Below are 20,681 nucleotides of genomic sequence, written 5' to 3'. Positions count from 1 at the left end.
TGTGGCACCCCGCACGCAGGCACAATCAGACCTCTGTTTTCACAACTTTTAGGAGCGAACAGTGACGATCCGGGTAGGCGTCAACGGCTTCGGCCGCATCGGGCGTAACTTCTTCAGGGCTGTCGATGCGCAGAAGGCGCTCGGTACCACCGACATCGAAATCGTTGCTGTCAACGACCTGACCGACAACGCATCGCTCGCGCACCTGCTCAAGTACGACTCGATCCTGGGTCGCTTGTCGCACGATGTCTCGCTCGAGGGCGAGGACACCATCGTCGTCGGTGGCCAGAAGATCAAGGCGCTGTCGCTGCGCGAGGGCCCGTCCGCACTTCCGTGGGGTGACCTGGGTGTCGACGTCGTCGTCGAGTCCACCGGCATCTTCACCGACGCTGCGAAGGCACAGGGCCACATCGACGCCGGTGCCAAGAAGGTAATCATCTCCGCGCCCGCCAAGGGCGAGGACATCACCATCGTGATGGGCGTCAACGACGACAAGTACGACGGCAGCCAGAACATCATCTCCAACGCGTCGTGCACCACCAACTGCCTCGGCCCCATCGCCAAGGTTCTCGACGACGAGTTCGGCATCGTCTCGGGTCTGATGACCACGATCCACGCGTACACGCAGGATCAGAACCTGCAGGACGGCCCGCACAGCGATCTGCGTCGCGCCCGCGCTGCAGCTCTGAACGTCGTCCCCACCGGTACCGGCGCAGCCAAGGCCATCGGCCTGGTACTCCCGCAGCTGCTCGGCAAGCTCGACGGCTACGCGCTTCGGGTTCCGATCCCCACCGGCTCGGTCACCGACCTCACTGCGCTGCTGAAGAAGTCGGCGTCCGCCGAGGACATCAACGCCGCGATGAAGGCTGCTGCCGAGGGTCCCCTCAAGGGCATCCTGAAGTACAACACCGATCCGATCGTGTCCTCGGACATCGTCACCGACCCGCACTCGTCGATCTTCGATGCGCCGCTGACGAAGGTCATCGACGACCAGGTCAAGATCGTCTCCTGGTACGACAACGAGTGGGGTTACTCCAACCGCCTCGCCGACCTCATCGGTCTCGTCGGCAAGTCCCTCTGACACCGATGGCTGTCAAGACACTGCAGGATCTGCTCGATGCCGGTGTCGAAGGCCGTGGCGTCCTCGTGCGATCGGACTTCAATGTCCCGCTCGAGGACGGCACGATCACCGATCCCGGCCGTATCCAGGCGTCGATCCCGACCCTTCGGGCATTGGTCGAGGCGGGTGCCAAGGTCATCGTCACCGCGCACCTCGGTCGTCCCGACGGCAAGCCCGACGCGAAGTACAGCCTGGCTCCGGTCGCAGCGGAACTCGGCGAACTGCTGGGACGCCACGTTCAGCTCGCGGGCGACGTGGTGGGTCAGGACGCCGAGGCTCGCGCCGAGGGTCTGACCGACGGCGACGTACTGCTGCTCGAGAACATTCGCTTCGATCCGCGCGAGACCAGCAAGGACGAGTCCGAGCGAGCTGCCCTGGCCCGTGAGCTCGTTGCTCTGGCCGGCGACGACGCGGCGTTCGTCTCCGACGGATTCGGCGTCGTGCACCGCAAGCAGGCGTCGGTCTACGACGTGGCGCAGTTGCTGCCGCATTACGCGGGCACCCTCGTCGCTGCCGAGGTCGAGGTGCTGGCCAAGCTCACCGAGGATGCTGCACGTCCGTACGCGGTGGTGCTCGGCGGCTCAAAGGTCTCGGACAAGCTGGGCGTCATCGAGGCGTTGGCCCCCAAGGTCGACACCCTCGTCATCGGTGGCGGCATGGCGTTCACTTTCCTTGCCGCGCAAGGGTATTCGGTCGGCAACTCGCTGCTGCAGGAGGATCAGATCGGGGTCTGCAAGGACCTGCTCGAGCGTTTCGGCGACGTGATCCACCTGCCTGTCGACATCGTCGTCGGAGACAAGTTCGCGGCGGACGCCGAGGCGAAGACCGTGAAGGCGTCAGAGATTCCGGACGGCTGGATGGGTCTGGACATCGGACCTGACTCGGTCAGTCGTTTCGCCGTCGTCCTCTCGAATGCCAAGACCGTCTTCTGGAACGGACCGGCAGGAGTGTTCGAGTTCGACAAGTTCTCGGCAGGCACCAAGGGCATCGCGGAAGCGATCATCGGAGCCACCGAGAAGGGCGCGTTCAGCGTCGTCGGTGGCGGCGACTCCGCGGCTGCGGTGCGCACCCTCGGACTGCCCGACGACGGCTTCTCGCACATCTCCACCGGCGGCGGTGCATCCCTCGAATACCTCGAAGGCAAGCAGCTCCCCGGCCTATCCGTCCTGGAGGCGTAACGCATGGCACGTAAGCCGCTCATCGCGGGCAACTGGAAGATGAACCTCAACCACCTCGAGGCGATCTCGCTGGTGCAGAAGATCGCTTTCTCGTTGCCCGAGAAGTACTTCGACAAGGTCGACGTGACGGTGATCCCGCCGTTCACCGACATCCGCAGCGTGCAGACGCTGGTCGAGGGTGACAAACTCCTGCTCACCTACGGTGCACAGGATGTCTCGTCCGAGGACAAGGGTGCCTTCACCGGCGAGATCAGCGGATCGATGCTGGCCAAGCTCGGGTGCACCTTCGTCGTCGTCGGTCACTCCGAACGACGCACGCTGCACAGCGAGGACGACGCCGTCGTGCTCGCCAAGACGAAGGCGGCCCTGAAGAACGGACTCACTCCGATCGTGTGCATCGGAGAGGGTCTGAACATCCGTGAGGCCGGCGAGCACGTGGCCTACAACGTCGCTCAGTTGCGTGGGTCGCTCAGCGGATTGTCGGCCGAGGACATCTCCAAGGTCGTCATCGCCTACGAGCCGGTGTGGGCGATCGGCACCGGCCGGGTCGCGTCGGCGTCGGACGCTCAGGAAGTGTGCGGTGCCATCCGTGAGGAACTGAAGTCGCTCTCCTCGGACGAGGTCGCCGCAGGCGTGCGCGTGCTGTACGGCGGCTCGGTCAACGCGAAGAACGTCGGCGAGATCGTCGGTCAGCCCGACGTCGACGGCGCGCTGGTCGGTGGCGCTTCGCTCAAGGCGGACGAGTTCGCCACGTTGTCGGCCATCGCTGCAGGTGGACCCCTGCCCTGATCGGCCATCGGCAACACTGCAACAAACGGCTTCGGACACCTCGCTTCGGCGGGGTGTCCGAAGCCGTTCGCGGGGCCAGGTAGGCTGCTGAAGGCATCGAATCGAGTTTGAGGTGGACATGGATCTGTTTCTGGATATTCTGCTGGTCATCACCAGCCTGGCACTGATCTTGCTGATCCTGCTGCATCGCGGCAAGGGCGGCGGATTGTCCAGCCTGTTCGGTGGCGGTGTGCAGTCCAGCCTCTCCGGTTCCACCGTCGTCGAGAAGAACCTCGATCGCCTCACGGTCTTCACCGGCATCATCTGGCTCATCGCCATTCTCGGTATCGGTCTGGAGATCAAGTACACCTGATCGAATTCGGCTCCGAGTGCGAGTTGGTGACGGAGCGACAATACTGGGTGGATGAGCGAATCCTCCTACGAGTCAGTCGGTTCCCCAGCGTTCGTCCCACCGACAGCTCAGGGTCGGGAGTTGACAGAGCCTCTCCGTGAGGACATCCGCTATCTCGGCGGCATCCTGGGTGAGATCGTTCGCGAGCACGAGGGCGACGACGTCTTCGAGCTGATCGAAGCGGCGCGAGTCGAATCCTTCGCGGTACGCAGATCCGAGATCGAGCGGGACGACTCGATCGGACGCTACACCGACGTGGAAGTGGCACAGGCAGTTCCACTCATTCGAGCGTTCAGCCACTTCTCGCTGCTGGCCAATCTAGCCGAGGACCTGCACCGCGAGCGTCGTCGCGCGATTCACCTCGACCGCGAGGACCCGCCACAGGACAGCAGTCTCGACGCCACCTGGCTGAAGATCGATGCCGCGGCACCGTCGCGCGAGCAGGTGGCGGCGGCACTGACAGATGCGTTGGTCGCACCGGTGATCACCGCGCACCCCACCGAGACTCGTCGCCGCACCGTGTTCGACGTGCAGTCGAAGATCACCGAGCTGATGCGTCGCCGCGATGTCGCCGCTGCGGCGGTTGAGGGCAAGGCCGCCAGTGCGGCGAAGGAACTGGCCGCCATCGACGTGCAGATCCGCAGGCAGGTGCTGACCCTGTGGGAGACAGCTCTGATTCGGTTGTCGCGGTTACGAATTCAGGACGAGATCGAGGTCGGCCTCCGGTACTTCGAGTCCTCTCTGTTCGATGTCATGCCTGCGTTGAACGCGGACGTCCGGGCAGCCCTGCGGGCACGGTGGCCCGAGGACGACCTACTGCCTCGGCCCATTCTTCGCCCCGGTTCCTGGATCGGCGGCGATCGGGACGGTAACCCGAACGTCACCGCCGAAGTGGTTCACACCGCGACCCATCAGGCGGGATACGTCGCGTTCGAGCACTACCTCGACGAGCTGGTCGCGCTGGAGAAAGAACTGTCGATGTCCGCGCGCCTGGTGGATGTCACCGAGGATCTGAAGGCTTTGGCCGGCGCATCGACCGAGCCGGACGACCGTCGATCGGACGAGCCGTATCGGGTCGCGGTCGTCGGTATCCGGGCCCGGCTCACTGCCACCGCCCAGACTGTGCTCGACGCGGTGCCGGTCTCTGGGATCGACCTCGGGGCGCAGAAGTACGACGGTCCGCAGGACATCCTCGACGACCTCGACATCATCGACCGGGCATTACGGGCGGACGGCGATGCCTTGATCGCCGACGATCGACTGCTCCGGCTGCGACAGTCGGTCGAGACGTTCGGCTTCCATCTGCAGGCGTTGGACATGAGACAGAACTCCGAAACCCACGAAGAGGTGGTCGCCGAGCTGTTGGCCTGGGCCGGTGTGCACCCGGACTACATGTCCCTGGGGGAGGACGAGCGGGTCTCGGTGCTGTCGCAGGAGCTTGCGACCAGGCGGCCGCTCGTCGGCCCCAACGCGCAACTCAGTGAGCTCGCCACCAAGGAGCTGGGCATCGTCAGGGCCGCCAAGGAGGCCATCGACCACCTGGGCCCCGACACCATCCAGAACTACATCATCAGCATGTGTCAGTCGGTCAGCGACATGCTCGAAGCGGCATTGCTGCTCAAGGAAGCGGGGATCTTCGACCCCGGCACCGACGGCTCGGCCCCCACGTCGACTGTGGGTGTCGTTCCGCTGTTCGAGACCATCGAGGATCTCCAACAGGGCGCCGCGACCTTGCTCGCCACGCTCGACGTTCCGATCTACCGCGCGCTGGTGGCAGGGCGCGGCATGAATCAGGAGGTCATGCTCGGGTATTCGGACTCGAACAAAGACGGTGGATACCTCGCGGCGAACTGGGCGCTGTACCGCGCCGAGTTGGATCTGCTCGAGGCCTCACGCAAGACGGGTATTCGCCTGCGGCTCTTCCACGGCCGCGGCGGCACGGTCGGCCGCGGCGGCGGTCCCAGCTACGACGCGATCCTGGCGCAGCCGCCCGGAGTGGTGCAGGGATCCCTGCGCCTGACCGAACAGGGCGAGATCATCGCGGCGAAATACGCCGAGCCGTCCATGGCACGTCGCAACCTCGAGTCTCTGGTCGCGGGAACCCTCGAATCGACTCTGCTGGACGTGGAGGGTCTCGGAGACGGCGCAGAGGCCGCGTACGACATCCTGGACGACCTGGCGGCGAAGGCCCGCGCGGCATACGGGCGGTTGGTGCACGAGGAGCCCGGTTTCGTCGAGTACTTCCGCACGTCGACGCCGGTGGCCGAGGTCGGCGAGCTCAATATCGGCTCCCGTCCGGCATCGAGGAAGCCGACGAACTCGGTGTACGACCTGCGTGCCATTCCATGGGTGATGTCGTGGAGTCAGTGCCGCGTCATGCTGCCCGGGTGGTACGGCACCGGTTCGGCATTCGAGGAGTGGGTCGGCGACGACGATTCCAAGCTCGAGGTGCTGACCGACCTGTATCGGAAGTGGCCGTTCTTCCAGACCGTTCTGTCCAATCTTGCGCAGGTCATGGCCAAGTCGGATCTGGGTATCGCGGCGCGGTATGCCGAACTGGTTCCCGATCCCGATCTGCGGGCGCGAATCTTCGGCATGATCGAAGCCGAACATGCAACGACGGTGCGGATGTACCTGAAGATCACCGGTCACAGTCGCCTTCTCGAAGACAACCCGTCGCTGGAACGCTCCGTGCACAACCGGTTCCCGTACCTCGAGCCGCTCAATCAGATGCAGGTGGAAATGCTCCGGCGCTACCGCAACGGTGACGACGACGAACGCGTCAAGCGAGGAATCCTGCTGACGATGAACGGTCTCGCGACGGCGCTGCGCAACAGCGGCTAGCCTCGTGCGCGTTTTGCGTGTTCAGGAGTACGCAAAACGCGCACGAGGGGCGGGGAACCGGTCGGCGGTCGATCGCGTCCAACGAGGTATGAGGCAGTGCAGTAGCCCGATGGACACCTGGCGAAACGGATCCGCCTACCGTGCGAACGGTAGGCGGACCGTTTACTCGACAACAGGACGTGTCCGGTGCGTCAGCGACTACGACGGCGATCGGCCGGGGCGTGACCCCGACGCTGTCGAACCAGACTAGTTATGGGGTATCAGACAGTGTCCAGCTTCGACGCTGCGCCTGCGTCGAGGAACCAGACCGTCGATTCGGCGCCCAGCGCGCCGGCTGACGGGACGTCGTCGGAATCGGCCCCGCCCACCGCAGCAGCGACGGCATCGGCCTTGTTCGCTCCCGAGACGAGCAACCACACGTGCTGTGCGCGGCGAACCGCCGGCAGCGTCAGAGTGATGCGCACCGGCGGGGGCTTGGGGGAGTCCTCGACCGCCACGACGAAGCGGTGCTGCTCGCGCACTGCATCGGTGTGGGGGAAAAGCGAATTGATGTGGCCTTCACCGCCCATTCCGAGGAGATGGACGTCGAACTGGGGCGTCGGCTCGCCTTCCGATCCGGAATGCAGGATCTGCGCATACGTTGCCGCGGCCACCTCGGGGTCGCTTCCGTGCGGTCCGTCGGAGGAGGCCATCCGGAACACCCGATCCGGATGGACATCGACGTGATCGAGCAGCGCCTCCGAGGCCTGAACCTCGTTGCGCTCAGGATCGCCCGAGGGCAGGAAGCGTTCGTCGCCGAAATAGATGTCGACTGTGCCCCAGTCGATCGAGCCGGAGTCCTTGCGCAGCGCCTCCAACAGCGCGATTCCGGTGCCACCGCCTGTCAGCACCACAGACGCGGAGCCTCGCTCGGCCTGCGCGGCTGTGACCACGTCGACGAAGCGAGACCGTGCAGCGTCGACGAGGGCCTGCGCGTCCAAGTACTGAAGTACCGATGTCTTACTCATAGCTCACTTTCGACAGTCCGTGCAGGGCGAGTTCGTAGATCTCGTCGGTGTCGAGTCTGCGTAGTTCCTCGGCGAGGCACTCGCGCGTGTTGCGACGCGCCAGTGCGACTTCGGCGTCGGGCTGACCGGTGCGCCGCAGGGTTGCGGTCTTACCGGTCTGCGGTCGCGTCAGCGAAATGCTGCTGTTCTCCCTGACCAGCTCCACCTTCAGCTCACCCGCACGACGGTAGACCGGCACGTCCAGTTTCGCGGCCAGCCAACCGGCCAAAATGTCGAGTGCGGGCTCCTCGGCCAGTCCCGACACCGTGGCCGAGACGACAGCTTCGAACGGAGCCTGGTCGAGCGCGGTAGCCAACAGACCGCGCCAGTAGGTGATGCGACTCCAGGAGAGATCGGTGTCGCCCTCGGTGTAGCTGCTCAGCCGACCCTTGATGGTCGCGGTGGTGTCGGGGGAGTTCGTGGCATCGGTGATCCGTCGAATTGCCAAGCGCCCCAGCGGATCCTTCGCCGGGACGGCCGGTGCCTCGTCGGGCCACCAGGCCACGATCGGGGTATCGGGCAGCAGGAACGGGATGACGACACTGTGCTCGTGATCGGCGAGTTCGCCGTTCAGGCGCAACACGACGACCTCCGATGCACCGGCGTCTCCGCCCACACGGATCTGGGCGTCGAGGCTCGACTCGGCGGATCGGTCTCCGTGGATGAGCACGATGACGCGGCACGGATGCTCACGGCTCGCTTCGTTCGCTGCGTCGATCGCTCGTTCGGCCTTGGCCGGATCACGGCTGGCGACGATCAGTGTCAGCACTCGGCCGATGGTCACCGCACCGCCTGCTTCGCGCACCTCCACCAACTTCTTGCCGACCTCGGCCGTCGTCGTGGCGGGGATGTCGACAATCACGGTCTTCTCCATTCGCGTCCGGTGCGGTGCATCATCTCGTCACCCGAGGAGGGCCCCCAGGTACCGGCTTCGTACGGTTCCGCGGTGCCGCCGGAAGCCCAGAATTCCAGAATCGGATCGAGGATCTTCCACGACAGTTCCACTTCGGCATTGACCGGGAACAGCGACGGCTCACCGAGCAGCACGTCGAGGATGAGGCGCTCGTATGCCTCAGGAGAGGATTCGGTGAACGCCTGGCCGTAGCTGAAGTCCATGCTGACGTCGCGCACCTGCATGCTCGATCCCGGCACCTTGGATCCGAACCGCATCGTCACGCCCTCGTCGGGCTGGACTCTGATCACCAATGCATTCTGACCGAGTTCTTCGGTCATCGTGGCGTCGAACGGCAGGTGCGGAGCGCGCTTGAACACCATCGCGATCTCGGTGACTCGGCGCCCGAGTGCCTTGCCGGTACGGAGATAGAACGGCACCCCACCCCAGCGCCGCGTATCCACCTCTAGCGTGATGGCGGCGTAGGTTTCGGTGTTCGACTCGGAGTCGAAACCCTCTTCCTCCTTGAGCCCCTTCACCTTCTGGCTGCCCTGCCAACCCGCGGAGTACTGACCGCGCGCCGAGGTTCTGTCGAGTGGCTCGGCAAGCTTGGTTGCCGAGAGCACCTTGATCTTCTCCGATTGCAGCTCCTTGGGGTTGAAGCTGACCGGCTCCTCCATCGCGGTGATGGCGAGAAGCTGCAGAAGGTGGTTCTGGATGACGTCGCGGGCGGCACCTATTCCGTCGTAGTAGCCCGCGCGACCGCCCAATCCGATGTCCTCGGCCATCGTGATCTGAACGTGGTCGACGTAGTGCGCATTCCAGATCGGATCGAACAGTTGATTGGCAAAGCGCAGTGCCAGGATGTTCTGCACCGTCTCCTTGCCGAGATAGTGGTCGATGCGAAACACGGTGTCCTCGGGGAACACTCGGTTCACGACCGCATTGAGCTCTTTCGCGCTCTGCAAGTCGTGTCCGAACGGCTTCTCGATGACCACGCGTCGCCAATTGCCGTCCTTGCTCTGCGCCAGACCCGAGCGCGACAGCTGCTCGAGGACGACGGGGAACGCGCTGGGCGGGATGGACAGATAGAAGGCGTGATTACCGCCGGTGCCGCGGGTCTCGTCGAGCTCTGTCAGTGTTCGTGACAGCTCGTCGAACGCGTCGTTGTCGTCGAAGGAGCCTTGGACGAACCGGAATCCCTCGGCGAGGGTGTTCCACACCTCCTCGCTGAACGGTGTTCGCGCGTGATCGCGCACGGAGTCGTGCACGATCTTCGCGAAGTCCTGGTTCTGCCATTCCCGCCGGGCAAATCCGACCAGGGCGAAACCGGGGGGTAGAAGCCCCCGGTTCGCCAGGTCGTACACCGCAGGCATGAGCTTCTTACGCGCGAGATCTCCGGTCACTCCGAAGATGACCATGCTGCACGGGCCCGCGATACGGGGGAGCCGCTTGTCTCGCGCGTCGCGGAGAGGGTTGAGCCAGTCCGCGGAATGGAGAGGTTCGGTTTCTGCGGTGGGCACAGGTCAGCTCTTCTGACCTGCTTGGCGAAGCTGCTCGCCGGTGGCCTCGAGCAACTCGTTCCAGGCCGCCTCGAACTTCTGGACGCCTTCGTTCTCCAACGTCACGAAGACATCGGTGATGTCGATACCGAGCGCCGAGATGCGGTCGAAGATCTCCTGCGATTCCGGTCCCTTGCCCGAGACCGTGTCGCCGACGATCTCACCGTGATCGGCAACCGCGTCCATGGTCTTCTCGGGCATCGTGTTCACCGTGTTCGGCGAGACGAGCTCGGTGACGTACATGGTGTCGGGGTAGGCGTCGGACTTGACGCCGGTCGACGCCCACAGCGGCCGCTGAGCGCGCGCGCCACTGCCGACGAGCTCACGGAACCGCGGAGCGACCTCGAAGATCTGCTGGTACGCCACGTATGCGAGACGAGCGTTGGCCAGAGCGGCCTTGCCCTTGAGTGCCTCGGCATCGGGGGTGCCGATCGCATCGAGCCGGGAATCGATCTCGCTGTCCACGCGGGAGACGAAGAACGACGCGACCGAGTGGATCTTGTCGAGGTCGTGACCGGCTGCGCGGGCGTTCTCCAGCCCCTCGAGGTACGCGTTCATCACCAGTTCGTAGCGCTCGACGGAGAAGATCAGCGTGACGTTGACGCTGATGCCTTCGCCGATCACCTTGGCGATAGCGGGAATTCCGGCCTCGGTGGCCGGAATCTTGATGAGCAGGTTCGGGCGGTCGACGATCTTCCACAGTTCGACGGCCTGCTCGTACGTCTTGTCGGCATCGTGGGCCATGCGGGGATCGACCTCGATCGACACCCGGCCGTCGACGCCTGCGCTGGCCTCGTACTGAGGCATCAAGATGTCGCACGCTTCGCGAACGTCGTCCGTGGTGACCGTGCGGATCGTGGTCTCGACGTCGGCACCTTCACCGGCGAGCTTGTTCACCTGCTCGTCGTACGCCTCGCCCGTGCTCAGGGCCGCCTGGAAGATCGACGGGTTGGTGGTCACTCCGACGACGCTCTTGGTGTCGATCAGGTCCTTCAGGTTGCCCGAGCGGATGCGATCACGGGACAGGTCGTCCAGCCATACCGAGATTCCGGCGGCGGAGAGCTCTGCGAGATTCTTGTTCTGGGTCATGAATTATCCCTTCACATTGGTGATGGAGCGCTGTGCGGCTGCGGTGACGGCCTCGGCCGTGAAGCCGAACTCGCGGAAAAGTGTTGCAGCGTCGGCAGATTCGCCGTAGTGCTCGAGCGAGATGATTTCGCCGAAGCCGCCGACGATCTTCCACCACGGCATCGCGATGCCGGCTTCGATCGACACCCGGGCCTTGACGGTGGGCGGGATCACCTGGTCGCGGTAGTTCTGATCCTGGCTCTCGAACCACTCGACGCACGGCATCGAGACGACGCGGGCGGCGATGCCCTGCGCCTCGAGCTGCTTCTGTGCCTCCACGGCGTACTGCAGCTCGGAACCGGTGCCGATCAGTACGACGTCCGGGGTCGCCTTGGAGGACTCGACGAGAATGTATCCACCCTTGGAGACGCCCTCGTAGCTGGTGCCGTCGAGGACCGGGATGCCCTGACGCGTCAGTGCGAGGCCGACGGGGCCACTGCTGCTGGACTTGGCCAGCACTGCCTGCCACGCGAAAGCGGTCTCGTTGGCGTCACCGGGACGCACGACCGAGAGGTTGGGGATGGCCCGCAGCGCGGCGAGATGCTCGACCGGCTGGTGCGTCGGGCCGTCCTCGCCCAGGCCGATGGAATCGTGGGTCCACACGTAGATGGGGTCGATGTCCATCAACGACGCGAGCCGAACTGCCGGCCGCATGTAGTCGCTGAACTGCATGAACGTTCCGCCGTACGCGCGGGTCGGGCCGTGCATGACGATGCCCGACAGGATGGCGCCCATCGCGTGCTCACGGATGCCGAAGTGCAGCGTGCGGCCGTACGGCTCGGCGTCCCAGTCGTCGGTGGAGATCGACGTGGGGCCGAAGGACTTCGCACCCTTTATCGTCGTGTTGTTGCTGCCGGCGAGGTCGGCCGAGCCGCCCCACAGTTCCGGGAGAACAGGTCCGACGGCGTTGAGGACCTCGCCCGACGCCGCACGTGTCGCGACGGCCTTGCTGCCGGGCTCCCAGGTGGGCAGAACGTCGGTCCAGTTCTCGGGCAACGTGCCCTGGGTCAGTCGGTCCAGCAGCTTCTTGCGCTCGGGCTCGCGCGCGGCCCAGGCGTCGAATTCGACGGTCCACTCGGCGTGGGCCTTGCGGCCGCGTTCCTGCAGCTTGCGGGTGTGGCCGATGACCTCGTCGGTGACCTCGAACGTCTTGGCGGGGTCGAAATCGAGTGCCTGCTTGACCTTCGCGATCTCCTCGTCGCCCAGTGCGGCACCGTGGACTGCGCCGGTGTTCATCATGGTGGGGGCCGGGAAACCGATGATGGTGCGCAGCACGATGATCGACGGCTTGTCGGTGACGGCCTTGGCGGCCTCGACGGCTTCTTCGATCGCGGTGACGTTCTCGCCGCCCTCGACCACCTGGACGTGCCAGCCGTAGGCCTCGTAGCGCGCGGCCGTGTTCTCGGAGAGGGCGATGTCGGTGGAGTGCTCGATCGAGATCTTGTTGTCGTCGTAGAACAGGATCAGGTTGCCGAGCTGCTGAGTACCGGCCAGCGACGACGCCTCGGACGTGACGCCTTCTTCGATGTCTCCGTCGGAGGCGATCACGTAGACGAAGTGATCGAACGGGCTCTCGCCGAGTGCCGGCTCAGGATCGAACAGGCCCCGCTCACGCCGTGCCGCCATGGCCATGCCTACGGCAGATGCCAGTCCCTGCCCGAGCGGGCCGGTGGTGATCTCGACACCTGCGGTGTGGCGGAACTCGGGGTGTCCGGGAGTCTTGGATTTGTAGGTGCGCAGTGCCTCGATGTCGGCGAGTTCGAGTCCGAAGCCGCCCAAGTACAGCTGCAGGTAGAGGGTCAGGCTCGAGTGCCCGCACGAGAGCACGAACCGGTCGCGGCCGATCCAATGCGTGTCGGTTGGGTCGTGACGCATGGTGCGCTGGAAGAGGGTGTAGGCGAGGGGGGCCAGGCTCATCGCGGTTCCGGGGTGGCCGTTGCCGACCTTCTGCACTGCGTCCGCTGCCAGAACACGAACGGTGTCGACCGCTCGGGTGTCCAGGTCCGTCCAGTCGCTCGGGTGGTGCGCCGTGGTGAGGACGTCAATATCGTCTGTGATCGACACGAGCAGAAATCTCCTGACATTCGTTCGAGTTGTGGCTCCGAGGAATCGTCGTTCGGCGGCGACTGCGATGCGCCTGGGAGAAGCACGCACGCGGTCGGTGCCGAAGGACGTCCTCCACCAGCCTAGTTCTGTCCGACCCTACTGTCGTGCCTTCCCCCGGGCGATTGCGCGCGGGTTACTCGTAGGCGACGTATTCCTCACTTTGGGTGCCCTGCGAATTGGAGGTGCACACCCAGCCGTCTACCATCGGTTGTAGTAGGCGCACGTTCGTCGGCTCCCGCAGTAGTAGTTGCGGAGAACCGCGCGTGCGCGCAGGCGTCGAAGTGTCGCCATGGAGAGTCAACCCGCGTGCCGGTGGCACGTGAGCAAGTGGCCGAGCGCCAGAGAACGACAGTCGTGCGAGGAGACGCAGTGCGAATTGGGCAGCAGCCGGGCGGACACGGTTTCGCCGGCGGCCCCGGATTCGGAGCAGACGACAAGGGTGAGCCCACGCAGGCCGCGCCGGCGACGTCCGCCCCGCGCAGAGCACTTGCACTGTTTCTTGCGTATGTCGCGCTCACGAAGCCCCGGGTCATCGAACTCCTCCTCGTCACGACCATCCCGGCGATGCTGCTGGCCGACCGAGGAAACGTCGATCCGTGGCTGATCCTCACCACACTCTTCGGCGGAATGTTGGCCGCGGCCAGTGCCAACACACTGAACATGGTGGTCGACGCAGACATCGACAAGGTGATGAAGCGCACCGAGAAGCGCCCACTCGCCCGTGGTGCCATGCCCGTCTCGCACGCCCTGATCTTCGGGCTCGTTCTGGGTGTGTTCTCGTTCTTCTGGCTGTGGGCCATCACGAATCTGCTCAGCGGTGTGCTCGCCGTCGTCACCATCTGCTTCTACATCTTCGTCTACACACTCGTGCTCAAGCGGCGCACATCGCAGAACGTGGTGTGGGGTGGCGCGGCCGGTTGTATGCCCGTGATGATCGGTTGGTCCGCCGTGACCGGCACGATCGGGTGGCAGGCGCTGGTGATGTTCCTGGTGATCTTCCTGTGGACGCCGCCGCACACCTGGGCGCTCATGCTCCGCTACAAGGAGGACTACCAGGCCGCCAACGTGCCGATGCTGCCTGCTGTCGCCTCGGAAACGAAGGTCACCAAACAGATCGTGCTCTACGCGTGGGCCACCGTTGCCGCAACGCTCGCGTTGGCACCGGGCTCGGGCATCGTCTACGCGGCCGTCGCCGTGGCGTCGGGAGTGTGGTTCCTCGTCGTGGCCCACCGTCTGTACGCAGGCGTGCGAGCGGGAACTCCGGTCAAACCGCTCAAGCTGTTCATTCTCTCAAACGAATACCTGGCACTGGTGTTCTGCGGCCTGGCCGTCGACTCGGTTCTGGGTTGGCAGACGCTCGCCCAGCTTCTGTCCTGAGCGAGCGTCCCCCCGGTCGATCGGTCAGGGAACGAGCACGATCGACCCTGTCGTCCTGCGTGATTCCAGGTCGGCATGGGCTGTGGCCGCGTCCTCGAGCGGGTACCGCGCGCCGATCTCGACGGTCAGAGCGCCGCTCGACATCGCAGCGAACACATCTCCGGCGCGCCACTCCAGTTCGGCCCGGTCTCGGATGTGATGCGCGAGCGTGGGTCTGGTCAGGAACAGAGATCCTGCGCCGTTCAGCCGCTGCGGATCCAGCGGCGGGACCGGACCGCTCGCGGCACCGAACAGAGCCAGCGTCCCTCTGATTCGAAGCGACGCCAGACTTGCCTCGAACGTGTCGGCGCCGACGCCGTCGTACACCGCGTGCACGCCCTCGCCGTCGGTGATCTCGCGCACGCGTGCGGGGATGTTCTCCTCATAGCGCAACACGTGGGCGGCACCGGCATGAGTGGACCGCTCGGCCTTCGCATCCGTGGAGACCGTGGTGATCACCTTCACGCCCTTTGCCACCGCCATCTGCGTCAACAACAGTCCGACGCCACCTGCGCCTGCGTGCACCAGCACGGTGTCGCCCCGCTGAGCGGGATAGGTGGACTCGATCAGATAGTGCGCCGTCATCCCCTGAAGCAGTGCCGAGGCGGCCTGATCGGCAGGAACGCCGTCGGGAACCGCGATGGCCGAGGAGGCGTCGACCAGGACGTATTCGGCGTAGCTACCCGGTGCTGCGGCCCAGGCGATGCGATGTCCCGGTGCAAAGCCGGTGACGTTCTCTCCGACCTGTTCGATCACCCCGGATCCCTCGTCGCCTGGAACGTACGGCAGCGCGCGCGGGTACAGTCCGCGCCGAAAGTACGTGTCGATGTAGTTGATGCCGACGGCGTCGATCCGGACCAGGAGTTGCCCAGGTCCCGGTGTCGGTATCGGAACGTCGACGATGTTCATGACCTCGGGTCCGCCGATGTTGTCTATTCGAATGGCACGCATGAACACCGTTCTACACGGGCGCGTCGCACCCGGGTGCACAGATCGGCTCGATGCACGCACGCGACCGAAGTTACCGATCAGTAACGACTCGATGGGTCGGTGTGGGGATCATGGACGACCTCGGTATCGTGTCGGCATGGCTACCGAAATCGACAGTGCGGGCATCGAGAAGAACGAGTCGAACGACGTTCCCAAAGGAACGCTCGCGGCAGTGAAGAGCTTTCTCGCCGACCACGGCAACTCTGCCAATGTGGTGATCCAGCCGATCGGTCGGGCCGGAACTCGGCTGACCATGGTCGGTGCCGACGGCGTATTGGGGGACCAGGTGGTGGCGACGACCGCCATCGCCCGCGCGATCGTCGACGGTCTCGACCAGTTGACCGAGGCCGAATGGGACCGCGAGCTGGTCAGTTCGGTAAATCCGGCACCCGGACACCACGAGAAGATGGCCGGGTGGGTAGCCGGTCAGAAGAAGTTTCCGAAGGCGCGCAACCAGGCGATCGTCTGAGCGGAGAAAAGTCGCAAAACTTGTTCGATTCGGCGGGAACCATCTCGGTACCCGGTGCGTCGAAGTCAGTGGAGGGGCAGTCGGCCATCTGAGGGGGAGGTCGGCTGCCCCTCCACCTTGTTCGAAGCTCGATCGGTCGTCACGAGCGAACTGCGACGTCCTCGGTGGTCTCGATCTTCTCGGTCGCGGCCGGGCCGCGAGTACGGCAGGCCGCCCAGACAGCTGCGGTGGCGGCGGTACATGCGCCCGCACCGGCCACATGAAAGGCGACGAGTACGGCGGGAACCCCGGTGAAGTATTGGACCAGTCCGATCAGAGACTGCGCGAGCACCAGGACGATCAGGACATTGAGTCGAAACGTCACCGCCTTCGGCGCACGTACTGCATACAGGGCGAAAGCGAGTCCGACGAGCAGGGCGAGGTAGCCGACCAGGAACTGAGAGTGTGCGTGCACCAGCGTCACGATCTCGATACCGAGGCGCGGTACCGGTTCTTCGATGCTCTTGTCGCCTGCGTGCGGTCCGGCCCCGGTCACCATGGTGCCTGCGATCAGCACGCCTGTCAGTGCGATCCCGGACAGTCCCGTCAGCGCGCGGAGTGCACCGGGCACCGTGGGCGTCGACTCCGACGGCGCATCGCTCTCGCCCACCTTGGCGTACAGCAGCGTGGCCAGCCACACCATCGCCATCGAGACGACGAGGTGAACGGCGACCGTCCACCACAGCAGTCCGGTCAGCACCGTGAATCCGCCGATCACAGCCTGCACGACGGTTCCGAGTGGCATCAGCCAGGCGAAGAACAGCACTTCCCGACGACGCCGCGCCCTGGTGACGGCGATGACGACGGCGGCAGCGGCGAGAACAACGACGAACGTGAGCAGACGATTGCCGAACTCGACAGCCTGATGCAGGATCGGTACCTCGGAGACCCCGACGGGAGTGAAGCTACCGGGGAAGCACTGTGGCCACGTGGGGCACCCGAGACCGGATCCGGTGACGCGAACGACGGCACCGGTGACCGCGATGCCACCTTGCGTCACGATCGCGATGAATGCCAGCACCCGCTGCACTCGAAGCGAGGGCAAGGGCAGGAGATCGACGACGCGCAAGAACGCTCTGTACAGCACTCCACGATGGTAAACGCCGATCAACTACACAGCGTCGTTGGGTAGCGAGCGTCGCTCAGGTGAACTTGAACGTGCGGACCGCGAGGGTGCCACACACCGCAGCCCACACCAGCAGGACGACCACGCCGAAGATGTCGAAGGACGAGGACACACCTCTGCTCAGGGCTTCGCCCAGCGCGCCGGACGGAACGATGCGCGCGACGTTCTGCAGTCCCTGGGGGATCTGATCGTCCACGAACACCGCGCTGCCGATGCCCAGCATCACGAACCAGGCGATGTTCGCCAGCGCCAACACGATCTCGGCGCGCAGGGTGCCGCCGAGCAGCAGTCCCATCGACGCGAAGGTGACGGTTCCCAGAGCGATGATGACTGCCCCGAGCAACAGACCCGTCGCGCTCGGGCGCCATCCGAGAGCGACGCCGATCGAGCCGAGCAGCACCGACTGCAGAATCACCACGATCACCACGGCGGCGGATTTGCCGCCGATGATGCCCCACCGCGGAAGTGGTGTCGCGCCGAGCCTCTTGAGAGCGCCGTAGCGGCGATCGAAGCCGACAGCGATCGCCTGGCCGGTGAACGCCGTCGACATGATGGCCACCATCATCACGGCCGGGACCACACGGGCAACTCGGTCGACGCCGAGTTCGCCGAAGGGCAGCAGGGTCAATCCGATCAGCAGTGTGATCGGGATGAACATCGTCAGCAGCAACTGTTCACCGTTGCGCAGCAACAACTTCAGTTCGAGGCGGGTCTGCGCGAGCAGCATGCGCGCAGCCGACGCGGGCTGCGGGCGAGGCGTGAACAGACCTGTCTCGAATCGGTTGTCGGCGAGCCGGGCTTCTCTGCGCACGGTCACTTCCTCAATTCTCTGCCGGTCAGCTCGAGGAACACGTCCTCGAGGCGGCGCTGGTCGACCTGCAACTCGGTGGCCAACACGTCCTGCTGTGCACACCAGGACGTGACGATCACCAGTATCTGCGGCTCGATCACGCCGGAGACCACATAGGAACCGGGCGTCGGTTCCGACGGTACGTAACCCGGGGGAAGTGCCGCGTCGAGCATGGACAGTTCGAGTCCCGGGGGTGCGGTGAAGCGCAGTTGGCCCTCGGCTCCTTGCTTGGTCAGCTCCGACGGAGTGCCCGAGGCGACGACGCGGCCGTTGTCGATGATCGTCAGCCGGTCCGCGAGCTGCTCGGCCTCGTCCATCAGATGCGTCGTGAGCAACACGCCGACACCGTCGCGGCGCAGGGCGTCGATCAGCTCCCACACGAGCAGCCGGGCCTGGGCGTCAAGCCCGGCCGTCGGTTCGTCGAGGAACACCAGTTCGGGCCGTCCGACGATGGCGCAGGCCAGGGCCAGCCGCTGCTGCTGCCCACCGGAGAGCCGCCGGTACGGGGTGCGGACGGCCGAGGTCAGGCCGAGGCAGTCGAGCAGCCATACCGGGTCGAGTGGGTCGGCCGAGTACGAGGCGACGAGTTGGAGCATCTCGCCGGCTTTGGAACCGGGGTACGCACCTCCGCCCTGGAGCATGACGCCGATGCGTGGCCTCAGCTGCGCCGACTGTGCCATGGGGTCCAGTCCGAGGACCCGGACCGAGCCGCTGTCGGGTGCGACGAATCCCTCGCACATCTCGACGGTGGTGGTCTTTCCGGCACCGTTGGGGCCCAGCAGCGCGAGAACCTCGCCGGGGCCGATGTCGAGGCTCAGTCCGTCGACGGCACTGACACCGTCGTACGACTTGCGTACGTCGGTCAGCTGTACGACAGGTTGCGCCGCGTCGGACGTCCCGGAGATCACGAGGACTCAGCGTATTCGTCGGTGCTGCGGTCGCGTGCCGGTGGTCCGGTGCGGGTGGGCCACGGCATCCGGTTTCGCGTGAACAGATAGAGCACTGCGATCGTCAGGATGGTCATGATTGCGGCCTGCACGATCTGGAACGGCTGGTACTCACTGCCGTTCGGCATGAGGATCACGCTCACCAACGACGAGAAGGCGATGGCAGGACGCCGGAACGACGGAGTCGTGGCCCACGCCGCCAGCGGAATCACCGCCCACAGCAGGTACCAGGGTTGCACCACCGGGAACAACAGAACGACGGCCCCGAGCGCGACGCCGAGTGCGCCGACCGGATGCAGGCGGCCGCGCAGAACGGCGATCAGCATGCGGACGACGATGATTCCCGCGACGACGGCAGCGATCGGGCGAGTGAGACCCAACACAGCGGTGGTGTGGTCGCCGAGGCCGAGAAGCACGCCGACGAATCCGGTGCCGAGACCGAGGATCGTGGGGATCGACATCCAGCTGCGCACCACCCCCGCGGTACCAAGAGTGTTGATCCAGCCGAAGCCGAGCCCACTGCCCAGGCTCACGGCGACCTGGACCGTGACGGCGATCGAGCCGAGCAGCAGTGCCGCGTACATCACGGATCTGAGGGTCCCGCCCCATCTCCTCGACAATGCCATCCCCACGAAGCCGAGCGCGATGAGCGAGGGAATCTTGATCGCGGACGACAGTGCGATCAGGCCTGCTCCGCCGACGAGGAACGCAATATCGGTACTTCGTAAGGCACCCGAGTGCTCGATCGCGCGAAGCGCCAGTTCGGTACCCGCCAGCATCAGCCCGATCATCAGGGCTTCGTTGTGGATACCGGCTACCAGGTGGAACAGCAGCAACGGGTTCGCGGCACCGAGCCACAGTGCCGTCACCGACGCAACCCCGCAGCGTCGGGCGAGACGTGGCAGCGACCAGACGATCAGCGCTACACCCACCAGCGCAAGCAGGCGATGGAGGAAGATGCCGGCGACGATGTTCTCGCCGGTCAAGTACGTGATTCCACGCCCCATCCACAGGAACAGCGGACCGTAGGGTGCCGGGGTCTCGCGCCAGATGTTGGGAACCGTTCGAGTCAGTACGTTGTCGGCCCCGAGTGCATCGACCGGACCGACCTCGTACGGGTCGAGTCCACGTGCGGTGATCTCGCTCTGGGCCAGGTACGAATAGACATCGCGCGAAAACATCGGCGGTGCCACGCACAACGGCAGGATCCACAGCAGCAGCGTGCGGTCCATCTGGGAACGAGTGAGTCGACGCGGAGTGGCTCCCGATCGCGTGCGTCCCAACGCGAATCTTCCCAACAGCAACCACGCGATCACCACGATGACGGTTCCGGTCATCGTGACGGTCAGAGCGGAGGTCGCCATCCGGGACGGCAGGCTCAGGAAGCGGACGCCTGCGATCGGGTTCTGCAGTACCGGCTGCGCGCCTGCGCCGAGGGCGCCGATCGTCATCAGCAGTGCGCCCGCGGCACCGAACCGGCGGATGTTCCTGAGCTGGTTCGTCTCCGACGGATTCAGCCCCGGTGCCTCCTGCTCGTCTCCGTGCAGGGTGGCGACCACCCCGCCGGGAGGCGTCGGCTCGAGGCCGATGACTCGACGAGCGGGGGTCACGACGAACCTGTGGACGAGCGCAGCCGGCGTGGACTTCGATGTGCCGGACACCGAGGGAGACTCGGGACCGCTCGCGGAAGGTGAGCTCTCGAAACTGGGCTCACTGTCGGTCGATGGCACAGTGGGAGCGTAGCGGTGCACTCGCGCACGACCTGCACCGTGCTCCACCCGCCGTCGT

17 protein-coding genes are annotated in these 20,681 nt (G+C 65.2%); 7 read left to right on the top strand and 10 right to left on the bottom strand.

The window, feature by feature from the left end; all coding sequences use genetic code 11:
• Positions 1-61: 61 nt before the first annotated feature.
• The 5 genes from gap (at position 62) to ppc (ending at position 6,322) form a co-directional block, all read left to right on the top strand.
• The gene (gene gap / locus R4P57_RS16450) at positions 62-1,081 is read left to right on the top strand and encodes a type I glyceraldehyde-3-phosphate dehydrogenase (RefSeq protein WP_317803871.1); all 1,020 of its coding nucleotides are present in this window, start codon (positions 62-64) and stop codon (positions 1,079-1,081) included.
• A gap of 5 nt (positions 1,082-1,086) precedes the next feature.
• Positions 1,087-2,298 (top strand): phosphoglycerate kinase, encoded by a 1,212-nt coding sequence (locus R4P57_RS16445; protein WP_317803870.1) that lies wholly within the window; start codon positions 1,087-1,089, stop codon positions 2,296-2,298.
• Between the two features lie 3 nt (positions 2,299-2,301).
• Complete coding sequence (gene tpiA / locus R4P57_RS16440) at positions 2,302-3,087, top strand: triose-phosphate isomerase (RefSeq protein ID WP_317797619.1); 786 nt, start codon at positions 2,302-2,304, stop codon at positions 3,085-3,087.
• A 118-nt stretch (positions 3,088-3,205) separates the two neighbouring features.
• Positions 3,206-3,439 (top strand): preprotein translocase subunit SecG, encoded by a 234-nt coding sequence (gene secG, locus R4P57_RS16435; protein ID WP_032398009.1) that lies wholly within the window; start codon positions 3,206-3,208, stop codon positions 3,437-3,439.
• Between the two features lie 51 nt (positions 3,440-3,490).
• Positions 3,491-6,322 (top strand): phosphoenolpyruvate carboxylase, encoded by a 2,832-nt coding sequence (gene ppc / locus R4P57_RS16430; RefSeq protein ID WP_317803869.1) that lies wholly within the window; start codon positions 3,491-3,493, stop codon positions 6,320-6,322.
• 260 nt (positions 6,323-6,582) lie between these two features.
• On the opposite strand, the gene pgl is transcribed toward ppc, so the two are convergent.
• Genes pgl through tkt form a run of 5 tightly spaced genes read right to left on the bottom strand, consistent with a single transcriptional unit; the run spans position 6,583 to position 13,014 of the window.
• Positions 6,583-7,329: a 6-phosphogluconolactonase gene (gene pgl, locus R4P57_RS16425; protein ID WP_317803868.1), complete on the bottom strand. Its 747-nt coding sequence runs from the start codon at positions 7,327-7,329 to the stop codon at positions 6,583-6,585.
• Positions 7,322-8,230: a glucose-6-phosphate dehydrogenase assembly protein OpcA gene (opcA, locus tag R4P57_RS16420; RefSeq protein ID WP_317803867.1), complete on the bottom strand. Its 909-nt coding sequence runs from the start codon at positions 8,228-8,230 to the stop codon at positions 7,322-7,324. Before opcA ends, pgl begins: the two co-directional genes overlap by 8 nt.
• A complete protein-coding gene (gene zwf, locus R4P57_RS16415; protein WP_317803866.1) occupies positions 8,227-9,783 on the bottom strand; it encodes a glucose-6-phosphate dehydrogenase in 1,557 nt (518 codons plus the stop codon). Before zwf ends, opcA begins: the two co-directional genes overlap by 4 nt.
• 3 nt (positions 9,784-9,786) lie before the next feature.
• Positions 9,787-10,911: a transaldolase gene (gene tal / locus R4P57_RS16410; RefSeq protein ID WP_317803865.1), complete on the bottom strand. Its 1,125-nt coding sequence runs from the start codon at positions 10,909-10,911 to the stop codon at positions 9,787-9,789.
• 3 nt (positions 10,912-10,914) lie between these two features.
• Positions 10,915-13,014 (bottom strand): transketolase, encoded by a 2,100-nt coding sequence (gene tkt, locus R4P57_RS16405; RefSeq protein WP_317803864.1) that lies wholly within the window; start codon positions 13,012-13,014, stop codon positions 10,915-10,917.
• Between the two features lie 411 nt (positions 13,015-13,425).
• Here tkt and R4P57_RS16400 point away from each other — a divergent pair, with 411 nt between their 5' ends.
• A complete protein-coding gene (locus R4P57_RS16400) occupies positions 13,426-14,433 on the top strand; it encodes a heme o synthase (RefSeq protein ID WP_317803863.1) in 1,008 nt (335 codons plus the stop codon).
• A 24-nt stretch (positions 14,434-14,457) separates the two neighbouring features.
• Here R4P57_RS16400 and R4P57_RS16395 read toward each other — a convergent pair whose 3' ends face one another.
• On the bottom strand, positions 14,458-15,423 hold the full coding sequence (locus R4P57_RS16395; protein WP_317803862.1) for a quinone oxidoreductase: 966 nt from the start codon (positions 15,421-15,423) through the stop codon (positions 14,458-14,460).
• A gap of 136 nt (positions 15,424-15,559) precedes the next feature.
• On the opposite strand from R4P57_RS16395, the gene R4P57_RS16390 reads away from it, so the two are divergent.
• Entirely contained in the window at positions 15,560-15,931 is a 372-nt protein-coding gene (locus tag R4P57_RS16390) for a hypothetical protein (RefSeq protein ID WP_317803861.1), read from the top strand.
• A gap of 139 nt (positions 15,932-16,070) precedes the next feature.
• Here the strand turns inward: R4P57_RS16390 and R4P57_RS16385 are convergent, their stop codons facing one another.
• The 4 genes from R4P57_RS16385 to mptB are packed head-to-tail and all read right to left on the bottom strand — an operon-like array spanning position 16,071 to position 20,554.
• Positions 16,071-17,057 carry a heme A synthase gene (locus R4P57_RS16385; RefSeq protein ID WP_317803860.1) on the bottom strand — a complete coding sequence of 329 codons (987 nt, stop codon included), beginning with the start codon at positions 17,055-17,057 and terminating at the stop codon, positions 16,071-16,073.
• 55 nt (positions 17,058-17,112) lie between these two features.
• The gene (locus R4P57_RS16380) at positions 17,113-17,907 is read right to left on the bottom strand and encodes an ABC transporter permease (RefSeq protein WP_411742386.1); all 795 of its coding nucleotides are present in this window, start codon (positions 17,905-17,907) and stop codon (positions 17,113-17,115) included.
• Between the two features lie 2 nt (positions 17,908-17,909).
• Entirely contained in the window at positions 17,910-18,812 is a 903-nt protein-coding gene (locus tag R4P57_RS16375) for an ABC transporter ATP-binding protein (protein WP_411742385.1), read from the bottom strand.
• Positions 18,813-18,850: 38 nt separating this feature from the next.
• Entirely contained in the window at positions 18,851-20,554 is a 1,704-nt protein-coding gene (gene mptB, locus R4P57_RS16370; RefSeq protein WP_411742378.1) for a polyprenol phosphomannose-dependent alpha 1,6 mannosyltransferase MptB, read from the bottom strand.
• Between the last annotated feature and the right edge of the window lie 127 nt (positions 20,555-20,681).

The organism is Rhodococcus sp. IEGM 1330 (genome assembly GCF_033142445.1).
GTDB lineage: Bacteria > Actinomycetota > Actinomycetes > Mycobacteriales > Mycobacteriaceae > Rhodococcoides.
The sequence above is the reverse complement of the archived record's forward strand: the minus strand, read 5'-3'. Positions and strand labels throughout refer to the sequence as shown.